This window comes from Dietzia sp. ANT_WB102 (genome assembly GCF_008369165.1).
GTDB lineage: Bacteria > Actinomycetota > Actinomycetes > Mycobacteriales > Mycobacteriaceae > Dietzia.
Genome location: NZ_VOBA01000002.1, coordinates 271,831 through 289,820, shown reverse-complemented (window position 1 = coordinate 289,820; position 17,990 = coordinate 271,831). Strand labels below are relative to the sequence as shown.

Sequence of the window (17,990 nt, the reverse complement as noted above, 5' to 3'; positions counted from 1 at the left end):
CAGGACACCCGCGCCTCTCCGTCCTCACATGAGAGGATTACCCCCCCCCGCGGGGCACTATCGTCACGCGATCCGGCAGGGCCTGTCCACTACACAGGTGAAGTACACACCAATCGTCTGCCGCCCGGAGAAAAGTGAGGGCTGCTCCCGGGTGGCCGGGCCTACTCCGGGGTCAGGCCGAGCGCTCGCGGGGCTCCTCATCGGAGAACGTAACGATTGTCGGAAGGACGTTGTCGCGCACCGTCTCACCGGTGACCACCACGCGGGCGACGTCGTCGCGCCCGGGGATGTCGTACATGACCGGCAGAAGAACCTCTTCCATGATGGCGCGCAGGCCACGGGCACCGGTCCCGCGAAGGATGGCCTGGTCGGCCACCGCCTCGAGTGCGTCGTCGGTGAACTCGAGCTCGACCCCGTCCATCTCGAACAGCCGGACGTACTGCTTGACCAGCGCGTTCTTGGGCTCGGCGAGGATATTCACCAGGGCTTCGCGGTCCAGGCTCGTCACTGTCGCCACAACGGGAAGGCGGCCAATGAACTCCGGTATGAGACCGAACTTCACCAGGTCCTCCGGCATGACCTCGGAGAAGTTCTCCGTGGTATTCAGGTCTGCCTTGCTGGCCACCTCGGACCCGAAGCCCATCCCCTTGCGGCCCACGCGGTCGCCGACGATCTTCTCCAAGCCCTGGAATGCTCCGGCCACGATGAACAACACGTTGGACGTGTCGATCTGGATGAACTCCTGGTGCGGGTGCTTGCGTCCACCCTGCGGCGGCACCGAGGCCTGAGTGCCCTCGAGAATTTTCAGCAGCGCCTGCTGGACGCCCTCACCGGACACGTCGCGGGTGATCGAGGGGTTCTCGGCCTTCCGGGCGATCTTGTCGACCTCGTCGATGTAGATGATGCCCATCTCGGCCCGCTTGGTGTCGTAATCCGCGGCCTGGATGAGTTTGAGGAGGATGTTCTCCACGTCCTCCCCGACGTAACCGGCCTCGGTCAGCGCGGTCGCGTCCGCGATCGCGAACGGGACGTTGAGCATCTTGGCCAGCGTCTGCGCGAGGTAGGTCTTGCCGCAGCCGGTGGGGCCCAGCATGAGGATGTTGGACTTGGCGAGCTCGACGCCGTCACCTCGGCCGAGCGAGGCTCCCACCCGGATTCGCTTGTAGTGGTTATAGACAGCCACGGCCAGCGTGCGCTTCGCGTCGTCCTGCCCCACCACATATTCGTTGAGGAAGGAATGGATCTCCGACGGCTTGGGGAGCTCGTCCAAGCCCGATTGCTGCGAGTCATCGACCTCGGACTCGATGATCTCGTTACATAGTTCGATGCACTCGTCGCAGATGTAGACCCCGGGACCGGCGATCAGCTTCTTGACCTGCTTCTGGCTCTTCCCACAGAAGGAACACTTCAACAGGTCGCCGCTCTCACCTACACGCGCCATGAGTTCTACGTCCTCGCATTCCGGGGGCGCCGATGTCACGCCCCATAGTCGACGGTACGCGGCGGCGACCGTTCAGGCCGACCCCGCGTGATCCGTTCATTGCACCCGACGGCGCGCCGCTCGCCTCCGCGGCGCGCCGCCTCCACCTCAGTTGCCCGTCGAGAGCTTCCGGTAGTCGAACACCGTGTCGATGATGCCGTAGTCCTTCGCCTCCGCGGCCGTGAGGATCTTGTCGCGGTCGGTGTCCTTACGGATCTGGTCGGGCTCGCGCCCGGTGTGTAGGGCCAGTGTGGTCTCCATGAGGCGACGCATCCGCTCGATCTCGGCGGCCTGGATCTCGAGGTCGGAGACCTGGCCCTGGATCCCGCCGGTGGCGGGCTGGTGAATGAGGACGCGGGCGTTGGGCAGCGCGGCCCGCTTGCCCTTGGTGCCCGCCGCAAGGAGCACCGCGGCGGCCGAGGCCGCCTGCCCCAGGCAGACCGTCACAACGTCCGGGCGGACGTACTGCATCGTGTCGTAGATCGCCATGAGCGAGGTGAACGATCCACCCGGCGAGTTGATGTACATGGTGATGTCCCGGTCTGGGTCCTGGCCCTCCAGGACCAGCAGCTGGGCCATGATGTCGTTCGCCGAGGCGTCATCGACCTGGGTACCCAGGAAGATGATCCGCTCTTCGAAGAGCTTGTTGTACGGGTTGGATTCCTTGACGCCGTAGCTGGAGTGCTCGACGAAGGACGGGAGAATGTAGCGCGAGGACGGCAGAGAGGTCATCGGTGACTCCGTGGTCGTGTCTGGGGCTGGGTGGGCTGCGGGAGCGCTCCCGTGGGCGAAGGGCTCGATCACGACGGCGAGGTACCGCCGGTCTGGGAAGCGCGCGAGATCACGTGGTCGACGAACCCGTACTCCTTGGCCTCCTCCGCGGAGAACCAGCGGTCACGGTCGGAGTCCTCAGTGACCTGCTCAAACGTCTGCCCGGTGTGGAAGGCGATGAGCTCGGCCATCTCACGCTTGGTGGCGGCGTACTGCTCGGCCTGGATAGCGATGTCTGCAGCGGAGCCACCGACCCCGGCCGACGGCTGGTGCATCATGATCTTGGCGTGCGGCAGGGCGTAGCGCTTGCCCTTGGTGCCGGCGGTCAACAGGAACTGGCCCATCGATGCTGCCAGGCCCATCCCGTAGGTGGCCACGTCGCACTCCACGAACTGCATCGTGTCGTAGATCGCCATGCCGGCCGTCACGGAGCCACCGGGCGAGTTGATGTACAGCGCGATGTCGCGAGTGGGATCCTCCGCCGCGAGCAGCAGGATCTGCGCGCAGAGCCGGTTGGAGATGTCATCATCCACCTGGGAACCCAGGAAGATGATCCGCTCCTGCAGGAGGCGCTCGTACACGGAGTCGCCGAGGGTGAGTCCGTGCGCCCCCGGCGAGTTGAGGGCGGGCTGTGTCGAACTGGGCTGAGCCGCTGAACCGTTCTGGGCCACGGGAAACCTACCTTCGCTCATCGTCTTCGCCGCTGGCGCGGCGCCCGGCCGACCGGTGGCCGGGGAACCGTTACGTCAAACACTAACCAACACCGACGACGGAACCGTCCCGGCAGGGCGGGTGTTCGCTCTCAGCGTTGGCCCACAAGCACCGTCGTCTGGGACGAGTGCGACAGGGCCGGGACCGCGTGATGCGGTCCCGGCCCTGTCGTGGGTCGGCCAGTCGACGTCAGGCGTCGGCGTCCTTACCCTCCGCTGCCGCCTCGGTGGTGGCGTCGGAATCGGTCACGTCGGCGTCATCGGCGTCATCGGCCTCGCGGGTTCCGAAGAACTCGCTGGTGTCGACGACGTTGCCCTCTGCGTCCTTGACGGTGACCTTCTCGATCACATCGGCCAGCGCCTTGGACCGTCGGACGTCGGAGAACAAGGAGCCGAGCTGGCCGGCCTGCTGGATCTGCTGCACGAACTGGTTGGGGTCCATGCCGTACCGCTGGGCCTGGAACAGGATGTGCTGGGTGAGCTCCTCCTGCGAGACCTCCGTCGAGTTCTGCTCGGCCACGGCGTCCAGGAGGAGCTGGCTGCGGATGGCACGCGCCGCACCCTCGCGGGTCTCGGCCTCGAAGGTCTCGCGGTCGGTGCCCTCCGCGGCCAGCGCCTGATCCAGGATCGACGCGTCGCCACCGAACTGGTCGATGAGCTGGTGCATCTGGGCGTGGGCCTCGGACTCGACGACCGCCTCCGGGGTGGGGACGTCGGTGGCCTCCATCAGAGCGTCGAGGACCTTGTCACGAATCTCGCCCGCCAGGCCGGCCTTGGCCTGCTGCGCTACCTTGTCCGCCAGGTCGGCCTTGAGCTCGTCCAGGGTGTCGAATTCGCTGGCCATCTGGGCGAACTCATCGTCGGCGGCGGGCAGCTCCCGCTCCTTGACTGACTGCACGGTCACGGCGATGACCGCCTCCTTGCCCGCGTGCTCTCCGGCGACGAGCGAGGAGGTGAACTCCTTGGACTCGCCAGCCTTGAGGCCCTCCGCCGCATCATCCAGGCCCTCGACGAGGGTGCCCGAGCCGAGCTCGTAGGACAGCCCCTCGGTGGAGGCTTCGTCGACCGGCTCACCGTCGACTGTCGCCGCCAGGTCGACGGAGAGGAAGTCGCCCTTGGTCGCGCCACGATCGACGCCCTTGAGGGTGCCGAAGCGGGCCCGCAGATTGTCGAGCTCGGTGTCGACCGCCGCCTCGTCGGACTCGGGGGTCTCGACGGTGACCTCGAGGTCTTCGTAGTTCGGCAGGTCGATCTCCGGGCGGACATCGACCTCGGCGGTGAACTCGACGACGTCGTTGTCCTCGAGCTTGGTCACCTCGATCTCCGGCTGGGCCAGCACCACGAGCTCGTGCTCGTCCACGGCCTGGCTGTAGCGCGTGGGGATCATGTCGTTGATGACCTGCTCGAGGACGGCCGGGCGACCGATCCGCGACTCGAGAAGCTTGGCCGGGGCCTTACCCGGGCGGAAGCCCGGGATGCTGACCTGGCCGGCGAGCGACTTGTAGGCCTTGGCGAAATCCGGCTCGAGCTCCGCGAACGGCACCTCCACGGTGATCTTGACCCGGGTCGGGTTGAGCTGCTCGACAGTGCTCTTCACGGTGATGTTCTCCTAGGAAGTCTCTTGGGGTTCGTGTCTATCGGCTCCGCTGGTCGGGATGACAGGATTCGAACCTGCGACCCTCCGCTCCCAAAGCGGATGCGCTACCAAGCTGCGCCACATCCCGGTGGGTCACGCGGCCGACCATCCCGCGATCGTGCACAGGACATCTGCCGGGCCGCCACACCAACTCGCCCAGTGTACGACAGGCCCATCTCCGCGCCGATTCCGACTTCTCGGACCGGGGTTTGGGGGCGTTGCCACGGTCCGGTAGTGTAGTTCTGGCGCGAGTGAGACCCGGGCAGAAACCCCAGGTCAGCTCGCTGATGCGGGTGTAGCTTAATGGTAAAGCCCCTGCCTTCCAAGCAGGCTACGCGGGTTCGATTCCCGTCACCCGCTCCACAGCCCGACGCGGGCACTGTCCATCGGGGCGCCCTCGACCGTGGGCGCCCCGTTAGTCATTTCCGGGCGCCTGACAGGTGGGACACCAGAAGAGTCTGCGCGCCTCCAACGTTTGCATCCGGATGTCGTCCCCGCAGACGCGGCACGCCCATCCGTCTCGTTGATAGACGTAGTTGCGCGGCCTGTCGACGCCCCGCCGTGGGAGGTCCCCGTGGTCATGTGCGGGCCGGATCGTGTGGATCGCCCCGGTCTCGACGCCAACAGCCATGAGGGCCACGAGATCGTTCCAGATCGCAAGGAACTCCCCCTCTCGCACCCGGTCGCCTGGGCGAAAGGGATCGAGCCCCGCCCGGAACAACACCTCGGCGCGGTACACGTTGCCCACGCCGGCCAGGACCTTCTGGTCCATGAGCAGCGCGCCGATCGGGCGGGCGCTGCGCCGGATCCGCGCCCAGGCTCGCTCGGGATCGGAGTCCGTGCCGAGCGGGTCTGGGCCCAGCCGCGCGCGGACCTCCTCGACAGCGATGTCATCGATCACCTCGCACCGGGTAGGCCCGCGCAGGTCGACCACGTGGGTGAGCCCGTCGTCGACCACTTCGCTCACCCGCATCCGTACCTGCCCGACGGGGGCGGGCGGGTCCTGTCCCTCCGGGACCAGGTGGGTGTCAAAAAACCCGTACAACCCCAGATGGATGTGGACCGCCAGTCCGCCCTCGTAGTGGTGGAAGAGATGCTTGCCCGTAGCGGAGGCATGGTCGAAGCCCCGTCCGTCGACGACGACGTGGTCGGCGAACCGCCCCTGGGGGCTGGCCACACGGACGAGCCCGCCTGCGAAGTACTCGGTGTGCAGGCGGGCCAGCCGGTGGAGGGTGTGCCCCTCAGGCATAGACGGACTCGGCCACCGGCGCTCAGGCCCCGGGTACGGGCGGAGCCACCTGGGTACGCTCGTACTCGGCGAGGATGTCGATCCGCCGCTGGTGGCGCTCGGCCCCCGACCACTCCTGGTCGAGGAATGCGTCAACGATTGCCAGCGCCTCCTCGCGGGAGTGCATGCGGCCACCGATTCCGATGAGCTGGGCGTTGTTGTGCTCCCGTGCCAGGCGCGCGGTCTCGGGGCTCCACGCCAGTGCGCAGCGAGCGCCCGGGACCTTGTTGGCCGCGATCTGCTCGCCGTTCCCGGAGCCGCCCAGCACGATGCCGAGGCTTCCCGGGTCAGCCACGACCTTGGCCGCAGCGTCGATGCAGAATGCCGGGTAGTCGTCGTCGGCGTCGTATGTGTGGGCGCCGCAGTCCACCACCTCGTGGCCCGAGGCCGTCAGGTGCTCGGCGATGACGTTCTTGGTCTCGAAGCCGGCGTGGTCCGCCCCCAGGTAGATGCGCATGCGACAGATTCTGCCACGTCGCTCACTCGCGCCGGCGGGCCGTCCGGGGCGCCGTCGGGAGCGGAGCTCCTCAGCACCCGCCGCCGGCGACCTCGTCCAGCCGCATCCGGTCAACGAGCTCGCTGGCCAGCGCGAGAGACGAGGTCGCCGCGGGCGAGGGAGCATTGCGGACGTGGAAGGCCCCCGGCGTCTCGGAGATCACAAAGTCGTCGACGAGAGCGCCGTCGCGGCCCACGGCTTGAGCCCGGACGCCGCTGCTGGAATCGGGGGCGAGCCTCACCGAGGCCACAGCGGGCACATAGGCGGCGCAGGCCGACAGGAATCGACGTCGGCTCGCCGCCATCCTGAGCTCCGCGATACCGGTACGCCAGAACCGCCGGGCCATCTTCCAGGTCCCGGGCCACGTCAACGTCGCCGCGACGTCCCGGGGCCGCACCGTAAAGGGGGCGTATCCCTCACGCGCGGCCACCAGCATGGCGGATGGTCCGAGCGAGACGCTGCCGTCGATGTGCTTGGTCACGTGTACCCCGAGGAAGGGCAGGGCGGGGTCTGGCACCGGGTACACCATCCCGCGCACGACCGGTGCCTGTCCTGGGGCTACGTGGAGGTAGGCCCCGCGGAACGGCAGGATGCGGGGATCGGTCGGGGCGCCAGCCGACGCTGCGAGCCGGTCCGACCACAGCCCAGCGCACAGCACAGCGCGCGACGCCCTCAAGGGGCCGCTGTAGGTCTCGATGACCGTCTGGTCGCCGATCCGACTGACCGCCGCCACCTCGTGTCCGAGGGCGAAGTCGACACCCGCGCTCCGCAGCTCACGTTCCAGTGCGCGGGACACCTCGCCGTAGTCGACGATGCCGGTGTCGGCCGAGTGCAGAGCAGCGATGCCGCGCGCCTCCGGCTCGATCTCGCGGATCTCGTCAGCCGTCACCCGGCGAAGTCCCGTGACCCCGTTGGCGCGGCCACGCGCCTCGAGCTCGTCGAGCCCGGGCAGCTCGCGCTCGTGCAGCGCGACGATCAGTTTGCCGCAGCGCTCGTAGGGGATGCCGTGAGCGTCGCAGTATTCGTACAGCAGTCGCGATCCCTCGACGCACAGGCGGGCTTTCAGTGAGCCGGGCGCGTAATAGATGCCGCTGTGGATCACGCCGGAGTTGTGACCGGTCTGGTGCCGGGCGACCTCCGACTCCTTGTCGATCACCAGGACCGTCAGGTCGGGCCGTCGCCTGCTGATCTCGCGGGCTACGGCGAGCCCGACGATGCCGGCGCCCACCACGGCGACGTCGTACCGCCCGCCACTGTGCATCTGCGGTGATTTCTCGGTCAGCGGCGATTTCTCGGTCATCTGACGATCTCGTCGACCCGGTTCATCCGATCGAGTCAGTCGAACCGCGGGTCCTCGGTGCGGCTGCGCTTGAGCTCGAAGAAGTAGGGGTACTCGGCCAGCAGGGCAGCGCCGTCGAACACCTTGCCGGCGTCCTCACCGCGAGGGATGCGGGTCAGGACGGGGCCGAAGAAGGCGGTGCCATCGACGTGGACAACGGGGGTTCCGACCTCGTCGCCTACCGGGTCCATGCCCCGGTGGTGGGAGGCGCGGAGCTCGTCGTCGTACTCGTCGGTTGCTGCTGCGGCGGCGAGGCCGGCGTCCAGACCAGCCGCCTCGAGCGCCTCGGTGATGACGGTGGGATCCTCGATTCCGCGGCCCTGGTCGTGGATGCGGGTCCCCATCTCGGTATACAGCGGGCCGAGAACCTCCTGGCCGTGGCGCTGAGCCGCGGCGATGGCCACGCGCACCGGGCCCCACCCGAGAGTCATCTTCTCCATGTAGTCCTCGGGCAGGTCCCGGCCCTGGTTGAGAACGGACAGGCTCATGACGTTCCAGTTCAGCTCAATATCGCGGACCTTCTCCACCTCGAGGATCCAGCGGCTGGTGACCCAGGCGTAGGGGCAGAGGGGGTCAAACCAAAAATCGACGGAACGGGTGGTGGACTGGGTGGTTGAGGTCATGGCCCCATTCTTCACCTCCACAACGCCCTCCGCCACTGCGGCGAACACCGGGCCCGCCGGGTGGTAGGACTGGTGCGGTAGCCGAACCCCAGGAACCGAGGTCCTCCCAGATGCGCTCGCTCAACCTCACCCGCGCCGATGCCGCCGCCCGATCGGAACTACTCGCAGTCGAGTCGTACGACGTCGAGATCGATCTCACCGACGGCCGCGGCGGACCGGGGTCCGGCACCTTCCGCTCGCGCACCGTGGTGCGCTTCTCCTGCTCGCGCCCGGCGGCGGAGACCTTCATCGACCTTCGCGCCGCGGTGATCCGGTCGGCGACCCTGAACGGCCGCAAACTGTTCCCGGCCGGCGTGGAAAGACGGTACGACGACGAGGACGGCATCACGCTGTCAGACCTGCAGCAGACCAATGAGCTGATCGTGGACGCCGATCTGGCGTACACGACGACCGGCGAGGGCCTGCACCGCATGGTCGACCCCGTCGACGGGGAGGTCTACCTCTACTCGCAGTTCGAGACGGCGGACGCCAAGCGGGTATTTGCCTGCTTTGATCAGCCTGATCTCAAAGCGCGCTACACCCTGACCGTCACCGCGCCCGAGTCGTGGGTCGTGGTGGCCAACACGTTTGCAGACCAGTCACCCGCCGCCGGCGGTGGCGTTGTGCACCACTTCGCACCGACCGAGATCATGTCGACCTACCTTGTGGCCCTCATCGCCGGGCCGTACCACGTGGTCGAGGACTCCTTCACGGACGAGCACGGCACCATCCCTTTACGTTTGTTGTGCCGAAAGTCGTTGGCAGAATTCCTCGACGCGGACCGGTTGTTCGCTGAGACCAAGGAGGGGTTCGGCTTCTACCATCGCGAGTTCGGGCTGCCGTACGCGTTCGGAAAATACGACCAGATCTTTGTTCCCGAGTTCAACGCCGGGGCCATGGAGAATGCCGGCGCCGTGACGTTCCTCGAGGACTACGTTTTCCGCTCCCGGGTGACCGGCTACCGCTACGAGCGGCGCAACGAGACGATCCTGCACGAGATGGCGCACATGTGGTTCGGCAACCTGGTGACGATGCGGTGGTGGGACGACCTGTGGCTCAACGAGTCGTTCGCAACCTTCGCCTCCGTGCTCGCCCAGGTCGACACCACCCAGTACAGCGACGCGTGGACCACCTTCGCCAACGTCGAAAAATCGTGGGCGTACCGCCAGGACCAGCTGCCCTCCACCCACCCCGTGGCCGCGGATATGACCGACCTCGAGACGGTGGAGGCGAACTTCGACGGCATCACCTACGCCAAGGGCGCCTCCGTACTCAAGCAGCTCGTGGCCTACGTGGGGCGCGAGCCGTTCCTCGCTGGCCTGCGCGCCTACTTCGCCGAGCACGCGTTCGGGAACGCCGAATTCGACGACCTGCTCTCGGCACTTGAGAAGTCCTCGGGCCGAGACCTGTCGGGCTGGGCCGACCAGTGGCTCCGCACGACCGGGATCAACCCGATCTCCGTCGACATCACGACCGGCGGGGAGTCCCGCACGATCGAGGAACTGGCCGTGATCCAGGGGCCCGCTGCGCCGGGCGCCGGAGAGCTGCGCACCCATCGGCTCGGCGTGGGCCTGTACAGCCGCGACGACTCGGGGGCCCTGGTGCGCACCGCTCGCGCCGAACTCGACGTCTCCGGCGAGCGCACGGTCGTCGCCGAGCTGTCCGGACACCCCGTGCCAGACCTGATCCTGCCGAACGACGAAGACCTGACCTATTGCTCGGTCCGGCTCGACGAGCGGTCGCTGTCCACCGTCCTGGATTCGCTCGAGGACATCACGGACCCGTTGGCACGCACGCTGGCCTGGTCCGCGCTGTGGGAGATGACGCGGGAGGCGCGGCTGCCCGCCCGCCGGTTCGTCGAGGTCGTCTCCCGTGCCGCCCCGCGCGAGTCGCACATCGGAGTGGTGCAGCGGGTGCTCACCCAGGCGCAGACCGCGCTGGCCCGCTATGCCGACCCGGACTGGGCCGCCGCCACCGGATGGACAACGTTCTCCGAGGCCATGCTCACCGCGGCGCGGGACGCCGAAGCCGGCTCCGATCACCAGCTGGCTTTCCTCACGGCGCTGTGCGCCTGCCCGATCGGTTTCGATCAGGTACGGGTGCTCGCCACACTCCTCGACGCGGGCGCCGACGAGGCAGGGCTTCCCGGCCTCGTCGTCGACACCGACCTCCGGTGGACCGTGCTCACCGCGCTCGTGTCCGCCGGCGCCGCGGACACTGACCGCATCGACGCTGAACTCGCCTCCGACGACACCGCCGGCGGTGCCCGGCGCGCCGCCACCGCGCGTGCCGCGCGACCCACGGTCGGGGCGAAGGAGGAGGCCGAACAGCTGCTACTGGCTACCGGAGCCGACGCTCCGAGCAACGCAATCGTGCGCGCCACGCTCCTGGGGATCGACCTCCCCGGCCAGGAACACCTGCTCACCGGTCTGTGTGAGCGCTATCTCGACGACGTCACGGCACTGTGGACGGCACGACCAGGAGATCTCGCCCAGACGGTCGCCGAGGGGTTGTTTCCCTCGTGGGCGGTGGACCGGGAGAGCGTGGAGCGCTTCGAGCAGGTGATAGCGGACGAGTCCCAGCCATCGGCGCTTCGACGGATCATCTCCGAGCAGACCGCCGACATGGTCCGCGCGTTGGAGGCCCGCGCCGTCGACACCGCCGAAGCCGGCTGACCCGGGCGGGCGGGCGCCCGGGCGGCAGGTCACGCTGCGTCGAGGTAGAGGTAGTCCTCCCAGTGCGGGCCGATCTCCCGCAGCTGGGAGACCAGCCGCCACGTCGTCCCCCGTGGGGCCGAGAGCGGCACCCGCAGCTCCCACCCCAACTCCGAGAGCAGCTTGTCGGCCTTGCGGTGATTGCACGGCGCGCACGAGGCCACACAGTTCTCCCAGCTGTGCGCTCCCCCGCGACTGCGTGGGATGACGTGGTCCACGGTCGTGGCCTTGGCCGTGCAATAACCGCACCTGTGTCCGTCGCGGTGCATGAGAGCGGCGCGCGTCATCGGGACCTGGGAGCGGTACGGGATCCGCACGTACTCACGCAGCCGGATCACCGAGGGCACGCGAACCGCGGTGTCCACCGAGCGGACCAGAACCTCGACCGGGTGGTCGTGGACCACGTCGGCCTTGCCTCCCAGCAGCATCACCACCGCGCGGCGGGCGGGCAGGGCGGAGAGCGCCTCGTAGCTGGCGTTGAGCAGCAGGACGCGCGGAGCAGACGCGAGCGGGACGTGCCGGTCCGGGACCGGCTCCAGCCTGGAGGGGGATCGTGAACCCGGTTGTCGGTACTCCGTGTTCTCGCGCACTGCAGTTTCCATGGTCGGTCTCCGCTCGTCTGTCCCGAGCCCAGTGCAGCATCCGTGTCCGGGCTCGTCGTGAACCTCGCCTGCCACGATGATGCACCCTCCGCGAACGCTACGCGCGGCTAACGCCTAGCAGATGACCATAAATCCGGCCCGTTCTGCCCGGCGGGCAGCTGACACGGGGTTCTCGATGTGCAGATCCCCGACGTCGCACCGCCAGCACGCTGGGACGCTGCCCCCTCCACCACCTGCCCCGGGGCCCACGGTCCACTGCACAGGCATGATGAAGGACATGACTAGCAGGACTTTCTATGACGAGATCGGTGGAGCGGAGACGTTTCGGAAGATCGTCCACGAGTTCTACCGCCGGGTGGCGGACGACTCCGAATTGCGCGCGATGTACCCCGAGCAGGACCTGGGGCCGGCCGAGGATCGCCTGCGGATGTTCCTCGAGCAGTACTGGGGCGGGCCCACCACCTACTCCGAGCAGCGCGGGCACCCGCGGCTGCGGATGCGGCACAACCCGTACGCGATCGACCGCGCCGCCCACGACGCCTGGCTGACCCACATGCTGGCAGCGGTGGACACAATCGACCGCGAGACCATGGATGACGAGCACCGGGCAGCGCTGGTGGACTACCTCACCCGCGCCGCAGCGATGATGGTCAACACGGCGGAGAACGTGTGAGACCTTCATTCCCCGCGGCGCGCCGGTGGGAGGACATGGTTCTTTACCAGATCTATCCACGATCGTTCGCCGACTCGGACGGTGACGGCGTCGGCGATCTGCAGGGCGTGATCGACCGCCTCGACCACCTGGACTTCCTGGGCGTCGACGGGGTGTGGTTCTCCCCGATCATGCGCTCCCCCGGTGCCGATCACGGATATGACGTGTCCGACCCGCGGGACGTGGATCCACTCTTCGGCGACGTCGACACCCTGCGCGACCTCTTGGAGCGTCTGCACGCCGCCCAGAAGGTTCTCATCATGGACCTGGTGCCCAATCACACCAGCATCGAACACCCCTGGTTCACCGCCGCGGCCGCAGCGGGGCCGCGCAGCCGGGAACGCGCGCGCTATCTCTTCCGCGACGGCCGCGGGGAGGGTGGTTCCGAACCGCCGAACAATTGGCCCTCCGTGTTCGGCGGTCCCGCCTGGACCCGCATCACCGAACCCGACGGCACACCCGGGCAGTGGTACCTCCACCTGTTCGCGCCCGAACAACCGGATCTCGACTGGACGAATCCCGAGGTCGCCGATGATCTCGAGCGGACCCTGCGATTCTGGCTGGACCTGGGAGTCGACGGCTTCCGGATCGACGTGGCCCACGGACTCGCCAAACCCGATGACCTGGCGGATCTGCCCGACGACGTGGAGATCGCCCAGCTCGTCGTCGACCCCCGCGACACACGCTGGGACCGGCCCGGCGTCCACGACATCCACCGACGGATCCGCCGCGTCCTCGACGACTACCCGGGCGCCGCCGCCTTCGGCGAGGTGTGGGTGGGCCCGACCGAGCGATTCGCGCGTTACCTCCGGCCCGACGAGCTGCACTTCGCATTCAACTTCGCGCTCACCGGCGCCCCGTTCGAGGCGCGCGCCCTGCGCGAGGCGATCGATTCCACGCTCGAGGCCGCGCGGGTCTCGGGCGCGGCCCCCACGTGGGCGCTGTCCAACCACGACGTGGTGCGCGAGGTTACCCGCTACGGCAACGGCACCGCCGGTAGCGCCCGCGCACGGGCCATGCTGCTGGTGACACTCGCGCTTCCGGGGATCGCATTCATCTACAACGGCGCCGAACTCGGACTGCCCAGCGACTACTCGATCCCCCACGACCTGCTGACCGACCCCACCTGGGAGCGCACCGGCCACGCCGAGATGGGTCGAGATCACTGCCGCGTTCCCATCCCGTGGGAGGGCGACCGGCCCCCGTACGGGTTCTCGACGACGGACGATACGTGGTTGCCGATGCCCGATGGATGGTCACGGCTTACCGTCGCCGCCCAGCGGGAAGACCCCGTCTCCACGCTGTCGCTGTACCGGGCGGCGATCGAGATCAGGCGGTCATGGCCAGCCGCCGACAGCCAGGCGATCGCCTGGGACAACGACCTGGACGGTGACGGAAATCTTGCGTTTCGGCGAAACGGTAGCGCAATCCTGTGCATGATCAATACATCCCGTCGGCTCGTCCGACTGCCTGACGGCGAGGTCCTTCTCGCCTCGGGCCCGCTCGACGGGAGATGCCTGCCCCCGGACACCGCTGTGTGGCTCCACCACCCCTCCTAGAAGGATGTCGACTTGCGACTGACCGACAAAACCGCGATTGTCACCGGCGGCGCCGGCGGAATCGGCCGCGGCATCACCCGTGCGTTCGTCAAGGAAGGCGCCAACGTCCTCGTGGTGGACATCAACGACGAGGCTGGGGCCGCGCTGGCCGACGAACTCGGCGACAAGGTGCGCTACCTCCACTCGGACATCTCGGTCGAGGCCAACGCGACCAAGATCGTCGCAGCCGCCGTCGAATCATTCGGGCACCTGGACATCTTGGTCAACAATGCCCACGCATCTCGACAGGCACCGCTGCTCGAGACCACCGGCGACATGATGGATCTGTCTTTCAGCACCGGCTTCTACCCCACCTTCTGGTTGATGAAGGCCGCTCACCCGCACCTGTCCGAGCGGGACGGCTCGGTGATCAACTTCGCGTCGGGCGCCGGCATCAACGGCCACCCCACCCAGGCGTCGTACGCGGCCGCGAAGGAGGCGATCCGGGCGATCAGCCGAGTGGCCGCCAACGAGTGGGCCAGCGACGGGATCAACGTCAACGTCATCTCCCCCCTCGCGCTCACCGAGGGCGTGGAGGCGTACATCGACGCGAACCCGGGCATCGAGAAGAAGTTGCTGGCCGGCAACCCGATGCGCCGTTTCGGCGACCCCGAATCCGACATCGGCCGGGTCGCGGTCTTCCTCGCCAGCGCCGACGCGTCCTACATGACCGGGCAGACGATGATGGTCGACGGCGGCGGGATCATGCTCCGCTAGCCCGCAACCTCGGCAGCAGGACCTCGCGGACCGTGTCGGAATTGCGCTCGACCACCACCCACCGCCGGCCCAGTTCGCGGGCCGCGACCGCAGTGGTCCCGGACCCGGCGAACAGGTCCACGATCAGTTCGCCGGGTCCGGACGCCAGTTCCACGATCCGGCGCATCAGCGCCTCCGGCTTGGGGGTGCGGAACCCGTCGACCCCGACCGCCCTCAGTTCGGCCCGCGCGGTATCGGTGGAGCCGACCTCTTGGGACAGCCAGATGGTCTTGAGCTTCTTGATCCGCCCCGCCTCGAACCTGTCCCGTTGGTAGATGTCCACCCGTGGACCCGAACGGCCCCGGACAGTTCGACACACCAGGTCTCCAACACGTTCCCGGGCCCGCTCACGCGACCATCGCCACACCGCCGGGGTGAGATCGCCGAAGACCGGCAGGATCTCTACCAGTCCCGGTTCCGGCTCCACCGACACCACGCCGGTGCCCGGATCGCCGTAGAGCGGGTACGTCATGGTGGGTGTGGTCCGCGGGTTGAAGCGCTTGTTGGTGTTGCGCAGTGGCAACAGCCGGAACATGACACCGTCCTTGTCCCGGTGCGGGAAGTCAGCGGGGTCCACCGCCGAGGCGACCCCGCCCGCGAGGCGCACGTGCCTGGGGTTGCGCGCGTACACCATCAGACGGTCGTGGGATCCCGCGAAGTACCGGTCGAGCTGCCGGCCCTTGGGATTGCTCTCGACCGTGAGGTCGGCGATGAACGCGTCGACGCCGAACACCTCGTCGAGCAGGCAGCGCACGCGGTGGGCCTCGGCGTCGTCGAGGTGCACCCAGATGGTGCCAGTCTCGGCGAGCATGTCGCGGGCCACCACGAGTCGGGTTTCGATGTAGTCGAGCCACTCGTGGCGCGGCATGTTGTCGTGATAGGCGTCGAACCGCCCCCCGCGGTTGTAAGGCGGATCGAGGTAAACGAGCTGGGCGGTGCCGGACGGAGAGAGTCCGTGTGCGGCGAGTTCATCGTGGGCTTCCGCGATTCGTGCGCCGTCGCCGATCAACACCGCCCCGTCGACTCGGTGCGGGTCACCGGTGAAGAGCGCCTCGATCCGGGGGGTTGGCCCATCCGCCCCCGGAATCCCGGCGCGGCCTCGTCCGGGCCACGACACCGAGAAGTCGGGAGAGTTCACCGCAGTGGTTCGAGGGTGAGGGAATCGGTCCGACGGAACACCGTGCCGTAGCGGGCGTCCAGGCGGAGCCAGGCGCCGCGTTCGCTCACCCGGACCGGCTCGCTCTCCGGGGCTCGGCCAGCCTTCTCCGGTACGAACCCGCACATCACCACAGAGAACACCGTCCGCATGTCCACTCCCACGGATTTGGCGGTGTCCGCGCGAACAGTCAGTGCGACCTGGTCGAGCAGTGACGGTGGCAAGCCGGCAGGGCCGGCGTTCTCTCGGGCGGCCTCCCGGCCAGACTGGGTGAGGTCAAGTAGTACCTGGGCCGGCACATCCTCGACGAGGTGGAATCCGTCGGACGGCGGCAGCAGACCCTGCCATGCCGACAGGAGCGGCATACCCGGATCGATCAGCCCATCACCGTCACCGCGCGGCAGGACGTCGAGTTCGGTGAGCAGGTGATCGGCACCGGCCACCACGTCACCTCCGGGGCAGTCGCCGCCGAGTCCACGGACTACCAGCGCCCCGAAGGGGGTCCGGGCCCACACACGCATCCGCCCGTCACCGCCGGAGGTCAGCCGCACCACGGCGGCCTCGTCCAGGCGAAGGAGGCGCCGCAACAGGGTGCGCAGATCGTCGCGGTCGGCGGGGCTGGGGACGCGGATCATTCCGGCGTCCGGTCCCGGTGCTGTCACGCCGGATCCTCGTGCCGGAACTCCAACAGGTAGTCCCGCTCGGCTCGCGTAAACCGACGGGGGCGCTGTGTGGCCAGGTCGAATGCGGCGACGGTCGCCGTGCAGTCGACCGCCGGTGGCGCCGAGTCGGGGGTGGTACGGGTACGGACCTCGTGACGGGCCACGAACATCGCACCGCCGACCTTCTCGCACCACATCCGCACTCGGATCGGGCCGTCAGCGTGCTTGACCTGACCCCGGTACTTCACCGACAGGTCGGTCATCACCGCACCGGCGGTGAGCGTCGTGGTGGGCCTGCCCTCTTCGAAGAGCCACGGAATCCGCGCCTCCTCGATCAGGGTGATCATCCGGGCGTGATTAACATGGTGGTAGAGGTCCTGGTCCGACCATCGCACCGGCATCGCCGCGGTGAATACTCGTCGTCCCGGCTCCCCCGACACGCCCAGAGGACCGCCGGTCTCGTAGACGAGCTGGTCGGTCACCTGGAGGGCCCCTGGTCGGTGATCGCCGCGAGTTGTTGAGCCGCCTCCAACACGTTGCGCACCCCGGTGGGGATCTCCACGGCGGCGGATGTGGACGTGTCATAGGCGACCATGACGACCCGCAGGGTGCAGCAGATCTCGCCCGCCGAGTCGAGGATGGTCTGGCGGATCTGATACGAGGTTGTGCCGACGTGTTCCACCTCGATCTCTACGTCCACCGAGGTGGAATCACGCAGGATGGGCCGCAGGTGGTCGATCTCGGTCCGTCGCACGACCTGCGGAAGGTTGCCCAGCCCGAACGGACCGAACCGGCTGCGGACGAAGAGGATCCGAGCCTCCTGCGCGTACTCGAGATACTTGATGTTATTGACGTGGCCGAGTTGGTCGAAGTCCGCCCACCGCACCTGCAGTGTGCAGCGGAACGTCCCGGCGTCCGCGCCATCCCGTTGCGTCATCCCGCCTCCTCCCGGTCCCCGAGCAGCGCGGTCCGCTCCTCGGGGGTGATCTCCATTGTCGTGATTTCGTCTTCGGCCGTGACGACCAACACCGTGTCGACCACCGCGCACGGTTCGGTACCGGTCGACTCGGAGCCGATGGAGGTCCGCATCGTGAACGAGGTGCGGCCCACCCGCAGAATCTGCACGTCCACCCACACCTCGGACACGCCCATGCCGATCGTGCGGCGGAAGTCGATTTCCATCCACCGCGCGAGCGCTATCGGCACCCGCGAGCCCGGCACACCGAACTTCTCGCGGAACCACATCAACCGGGCGTCCTGCGAGAACTCCTGGAACCGCACGTTGTTGACGTGCATGCCCACGAAGTCGGAAATTCGCAACGGGATCCGGACCCGGTGCACGGCCCCCGCCGAGGTGAGGTCCCCGGTCGGGGTATCAGCGCCCTGTGTGATCGGTGTGGCCATCGTC

Annotated in this window: 18 protein-coding genes and 2 tRNA genes; 5 read left to right on the top strand and 15 right to left on the bottom strand. The window is 67.9% G+C overall.

Annotation, left to right across the window (positions count from 1 at the left end; all coding sequences use genetic code 11):
* Window positions 1-172 precede the first annotated feature (172 nt).
* The 5 genes from clpX to FQ137_RS13035 form a co-directional block, all read right to left on the bottom strand.
* Entirely contained in the window at window positions 173-1,441 is a 1,269-nt protein-coding gene (clpX, locus tag FQ137_RS13055) for an ATP-dependent Clp protease ATP-binding subunit ClpX (RefSeq protein ID WP_149293043.1), read from the bottom strand.
* A 147-nt stretch (window positions 1,442-1,588) separates the two neighbouring features.
* Entirely contained in the window at window positions 1,589-2,212 is a 624-nt protein-coding gene (locus FQ137_RS13050; RefSeq protein ID WP_149293042.1) for an ATP-dependent Clp protease proteolytic subunit, read from the bottom strand.
* Window positions 2,213-2,280: 68 nt separating this feature from the next.
* Complete coding sequence (locus FQ137_RS13045) at window positions 2,281-2,922, bottom strand: ATP-dependent Clp protease proteolytic subunit (RefSeq protein ID WP_255584313.1); 642 nt, start codon at window positions 2,920-2,922, stop codon at window positions 2,281-2,283.
* 229 nt (window positions 2,923-3,151) lie between these two features.
* Entirely contained in the window at window positions 3,152-4,558 is a 1,407-nt protein-coding gene (gene tig / locus FQ137_RS13040; RefSeq protein WP_149293041.1) for a trigger factor, read from the bottom strand.
* 50 nt (window positions 4,559-4,608) lie between these two features.
* Window positions 4,609-4,685 (bottom strand) — tRNA-Pro (locus FQ137_RS13035).
* 201 nt (window positions 4,686-4,886) lie between these two features.
* On the opposite strand from FQ137_RS13035, the gene FQ137_RS13030 reads away from it, so the two are divergent.
* Window positions 4,887-4,960: transfer RNA gene (locus FQ137_RS13030), tRNA-Gly, on the top strand.
* A gap of 52 nt (window positions 4,961-5,012) precedes the next feature.
* On the opposite strand, the gene FQ137_RS13025 is transcribed toward FQ137_RS13030, so the two are convergent.
* From FQ137_RS13025 to FQ137_RS13010, 4 genes are all read right to left on the bottom strand, one after another.
* On the bottom strand, window positions 5,013-5,846 hold the full coding sequence (locus FQ137_RS13025) for an Fpg/Nei family DNA glycosylase (protein ID WP_149293040.1): 834 nt from the start codon (window positions 5,844-5,846) through the stop codon (window positions 5,013-5,015).
* Between the two features lie 22 nt (window positions 5,847-5,868).
* Complete coding sequence (locus tag FQ137_RS13020; RefSeq protein ID WP_149293039.1) at window positions 5,869-6,342, bottom strand: ribose-5-phosphate isomerase; 474 nt, start codon at window positions 6,340-6,342, stop codon at window positions 5,869-5,871.
* Window positions 6,343-6,412: 70 nt separating this feature from the next.
* Window positions 6,413-7,681 carry an L-2-hydroxyglutarate oxidase gene (gene lhgO / locus FQ137_RS13015; RefSeq protein ID WP_255584312.1) on the bottom strand — a complete coding sequence of 423 codons (1,269 nt, stop codon included), beginning with the start codon at window positions 7,679-7,681 and terminating at the stop codon, window positions 6,413-6,415.
* Between the two features lie 35 nt (window positions 7,682-7,716).
* Window positions 7,717-8,343: a DsbA family protein gene (locus FQ137_RS13010; protein WP_149293038.1), complete on the bottom strand. Its 627-nt coding sequence runs from the start codon at window positions 8,341-8,343 to the stop codon at window positions 7,717-7,719.
* A gap of 110 nt (window positions 8,344-8,453) precedes the next feature.
* Between FQ137_RS13010 and pepN the strand changes: the two genes are divergently transcribed.
* A complete protein-coding gene (gene pepN / locus FQ137_RS13005; protein ID WP_149293037.1) occupies window positions 8,454-11,057 on the top strand; it encodes an aminopeptidase N in 2,604 nt (867 codons plus the stop codon).
* A 29-nt stretch (window positions 11,058-11,086) separates the two neighbouring features.
* On the opposite strand, the gene FQ137_RS13000 is transcribed toward pepN, so the two are convergent.
* A complete protein-coding gene (locus FQ137_RS13000; RefSeq protein ID WP_149293036.1) occupies window positions 11,087-11,698 on the bottom strand; it encodes an HNH endonuclease in 612 nt (203 codons plus the stop codon).
* Between the two features lie 277 nt (window positions 11,699-11,975).
* On the opposite strand from FQ137_RS13000, the gene FQ137_RS12995 reads away from it, so the two are divergent.
* The 3 genes from FQ137_RS12995 to FQ137_RS12985 are packed head-to-tail and all read left to right on the top strand — an operon-like array spanning window position 11,976 to window position 14,725.
* Window positions 11,976-12,371 carry a globin gene (locus tag FQ137_RS12995; RefSeq protein WP_149293035.1) on the top strand — a complete coding sequence of 132 codons (396 nt, stop codon included), beginning with the start codon at window positions 11,976-11,978 and terminating at the stop codon, window positions 12,369-12,371.
* Between the two features lie 35 nt (window positions 12,372-12,406).
* Window positions 12,407-13,969 (top strand): glycoside hydrolase family 13 protein, encoded by a 1,563-nt coding sequence (locus FQ137_RS12990; protein ID WP_149293034.1) that lies wholly within the window; start codon window positions 12,407-12,409, stop codon window positions 13,967-13,969.
* Between the two features lie 12 nt (window positions 13,970-13,981).
* A complete protein-coding gene (locus FQ137_RS12985) occupies window positions 13,982-14,725 on the top strand; it encodes an SDR family NAD(P)-dependent oxidoreductase (RefSeq protein WP_149293033.1) in 744 nt (247 codons plus the stop codon).
* Here FQ137_RS12985 and FQ137_RS12980 read toward each other — a convergent pair.
* The 5 genes from FQ137_RS12980 to FQ137_RS12960 are packed head-to-tail and all read right to left on the bottom strand — an operon-like array spanning window position 14,712 to window position 17,986.
* Window positions 14,712-15,902: a site-specific DNA-methyltransferase gene (locus FQ137_RS12980; protein WP_149293032.1), complete on the bottom strand. Its 1,191-nt coding sequence runs from the start codon at window positions 15,900-15,902 to the stop codon at window positions 14,712-14,714. The genes FQ137_RS12985 and FQ137_RS12980 overlap by 14 nt on opposite strands.
* A complete protein-coding gene (locus tag FQ137_RS12975; protein WP_255584302.1) occupies window positions 15,899-16,582 on the bottom strand; it encodes a hypothetical protein in 684 nt (227 codons plus the stop codon). The genes FQ137_RS12980 and FQ137_RS12975 overlap by 4 nt, the downstream gene beginning before the upstream one ends.
* On the bottom strand, window positions 16,579-17,064 hold the full coding sequence (locus FQ137_RS12970; RefSeq protein ID WP_149293031.1) for a thioesterase family protein: 486 nt from the start codon (window positions 17,062-17,064) through the stop codon (window positions 16,579-16,581). The genes FQ137_RS12975 and FQ137_RS12970 overlap by 4 nt, the downstream gene beginning before the upstream one ends.
* Window positions 17,061-17,519 carry a thioesterase family protein gene (locus FQ137_RS12965; RefSeq protein WP_149293030.1) on the bottom strand — a complete coding sequence of 153 codons (459 nt, stop codon included), beginning with the start codon at window positions 17,517-17,519 and terminating at the stop codon, window positions 17,061-17,063. The genes FQ137_RS12970 and FQ137_RS12965 overlap by 4 nt, the downstream gene beginning before the upstream one ends.
* Window positions 17,516-17,986 (bottom strand): thioesterase family protein, encoded by a 471-nt coding sequence (locus FQ137_RS12960; protein WP_149293029.1) that lies wholly within the window; start codon window positions 17,984-17,986, stop codon window positions 17,516-17,518. Before FQ137_RS12960 ends, FQ137_RS12965 begins: the two co-directional genes overlap by 4 nt.
* Window positions 17,987-17,990 lie beyond the last annotated feature (4 nt).

What these genes read in the sequence shown, in the direction of transcription:
- FQ137_RS12960 (WP_149293029.1), bottom strand. Translation starts at nt 17,986, where the DNA reads ATGGCCACACCGATCACACAGGGCGCTGATACCCCGACCGGGGACCTC.
- FQ137_RS12990 (WP_149293034.1), top strand. Translation starts at nt 12,407, where the DNA reads ATGGTTCTTTACCAGATCTATCCACGATCGTTCGCCGACTCGGACGGT.
- FQ137_RS13050 (WP_149293042.1), bottom strand. Translation starts at nt 2,212, where the DNA reads ATGACCTCTCTGCCGTCCTCGCGCTACATTCTCCCGTCCTTCGTCGAG.
- FQ137_RS13000 (WP_149293036.1), bottom strand. Translation starts at nt 11,698, where the DNA reads ATGGAAACTGCAGTGCGCGAGAACACGGAGTACCGACAACCGGGTTCA.
- FQ137_RS13020 (WP_149293039.1), bottom strand. Translation starts at nt 6,342, where the DNA reads ATGCGCATCTACCTGGGGGCGGACCACGCCGGCTTCGAGACCAAGAAC.
- FQ137_RS12965 (WP_149293030.1), bottom strand. Translation starts at nt 17,519, where the DNA reads ATGACGCAACGGGATGGCGCGGACGCCGGGACGTTCCGCTGCACACTG.
- pepN (WP_149293037.1), top strand. Translation starts at nt 8,454, where the DNA reads ATGCGCTCGCTCAACCTCACCCGCGCCGATGCCGCCGCCCGATCGGAA.
- clpX (WP_149293043.1), bottom strand. Translation starts at nt 1,441, where the DNA reads ATGGCGCGTGTAGGTGAGAGCGGCGACCTGTTGAAGTGTTCCTTCTGT.
- FQ137_RS13025 (WP_149293040.1), bottom strand. Translation starts at nt 5,846, where the DNA reads ATGCCTGAGGGGCACACCCTCCACCGGCTGGCCCGCCTGCACACCGAG.
- FQ137_RS12995 (WP_149293035.1), top strand. Translation starts at nt 11,976, where the DNA reads ATGACTAGCAGGACTTTCTATGACGAGATCGGTGGAGCGGAGACGTTT.
- lhgO (WP_255584312.1), bottom strand. Translation starts at nt 7,681, where the DNA reads ATGACCGAGAAATCGCCGCTGACCGAGAAATCACCGCAGATGCACAGT.
- FQ137_RS13010 (WP_149293038.1), bottom strand. Translation starts at nt 8,343, where the DNA reads ATGACCTCAACCACCCAGTCCACCACCCGTTCCGTCGATTTTTGGTTT.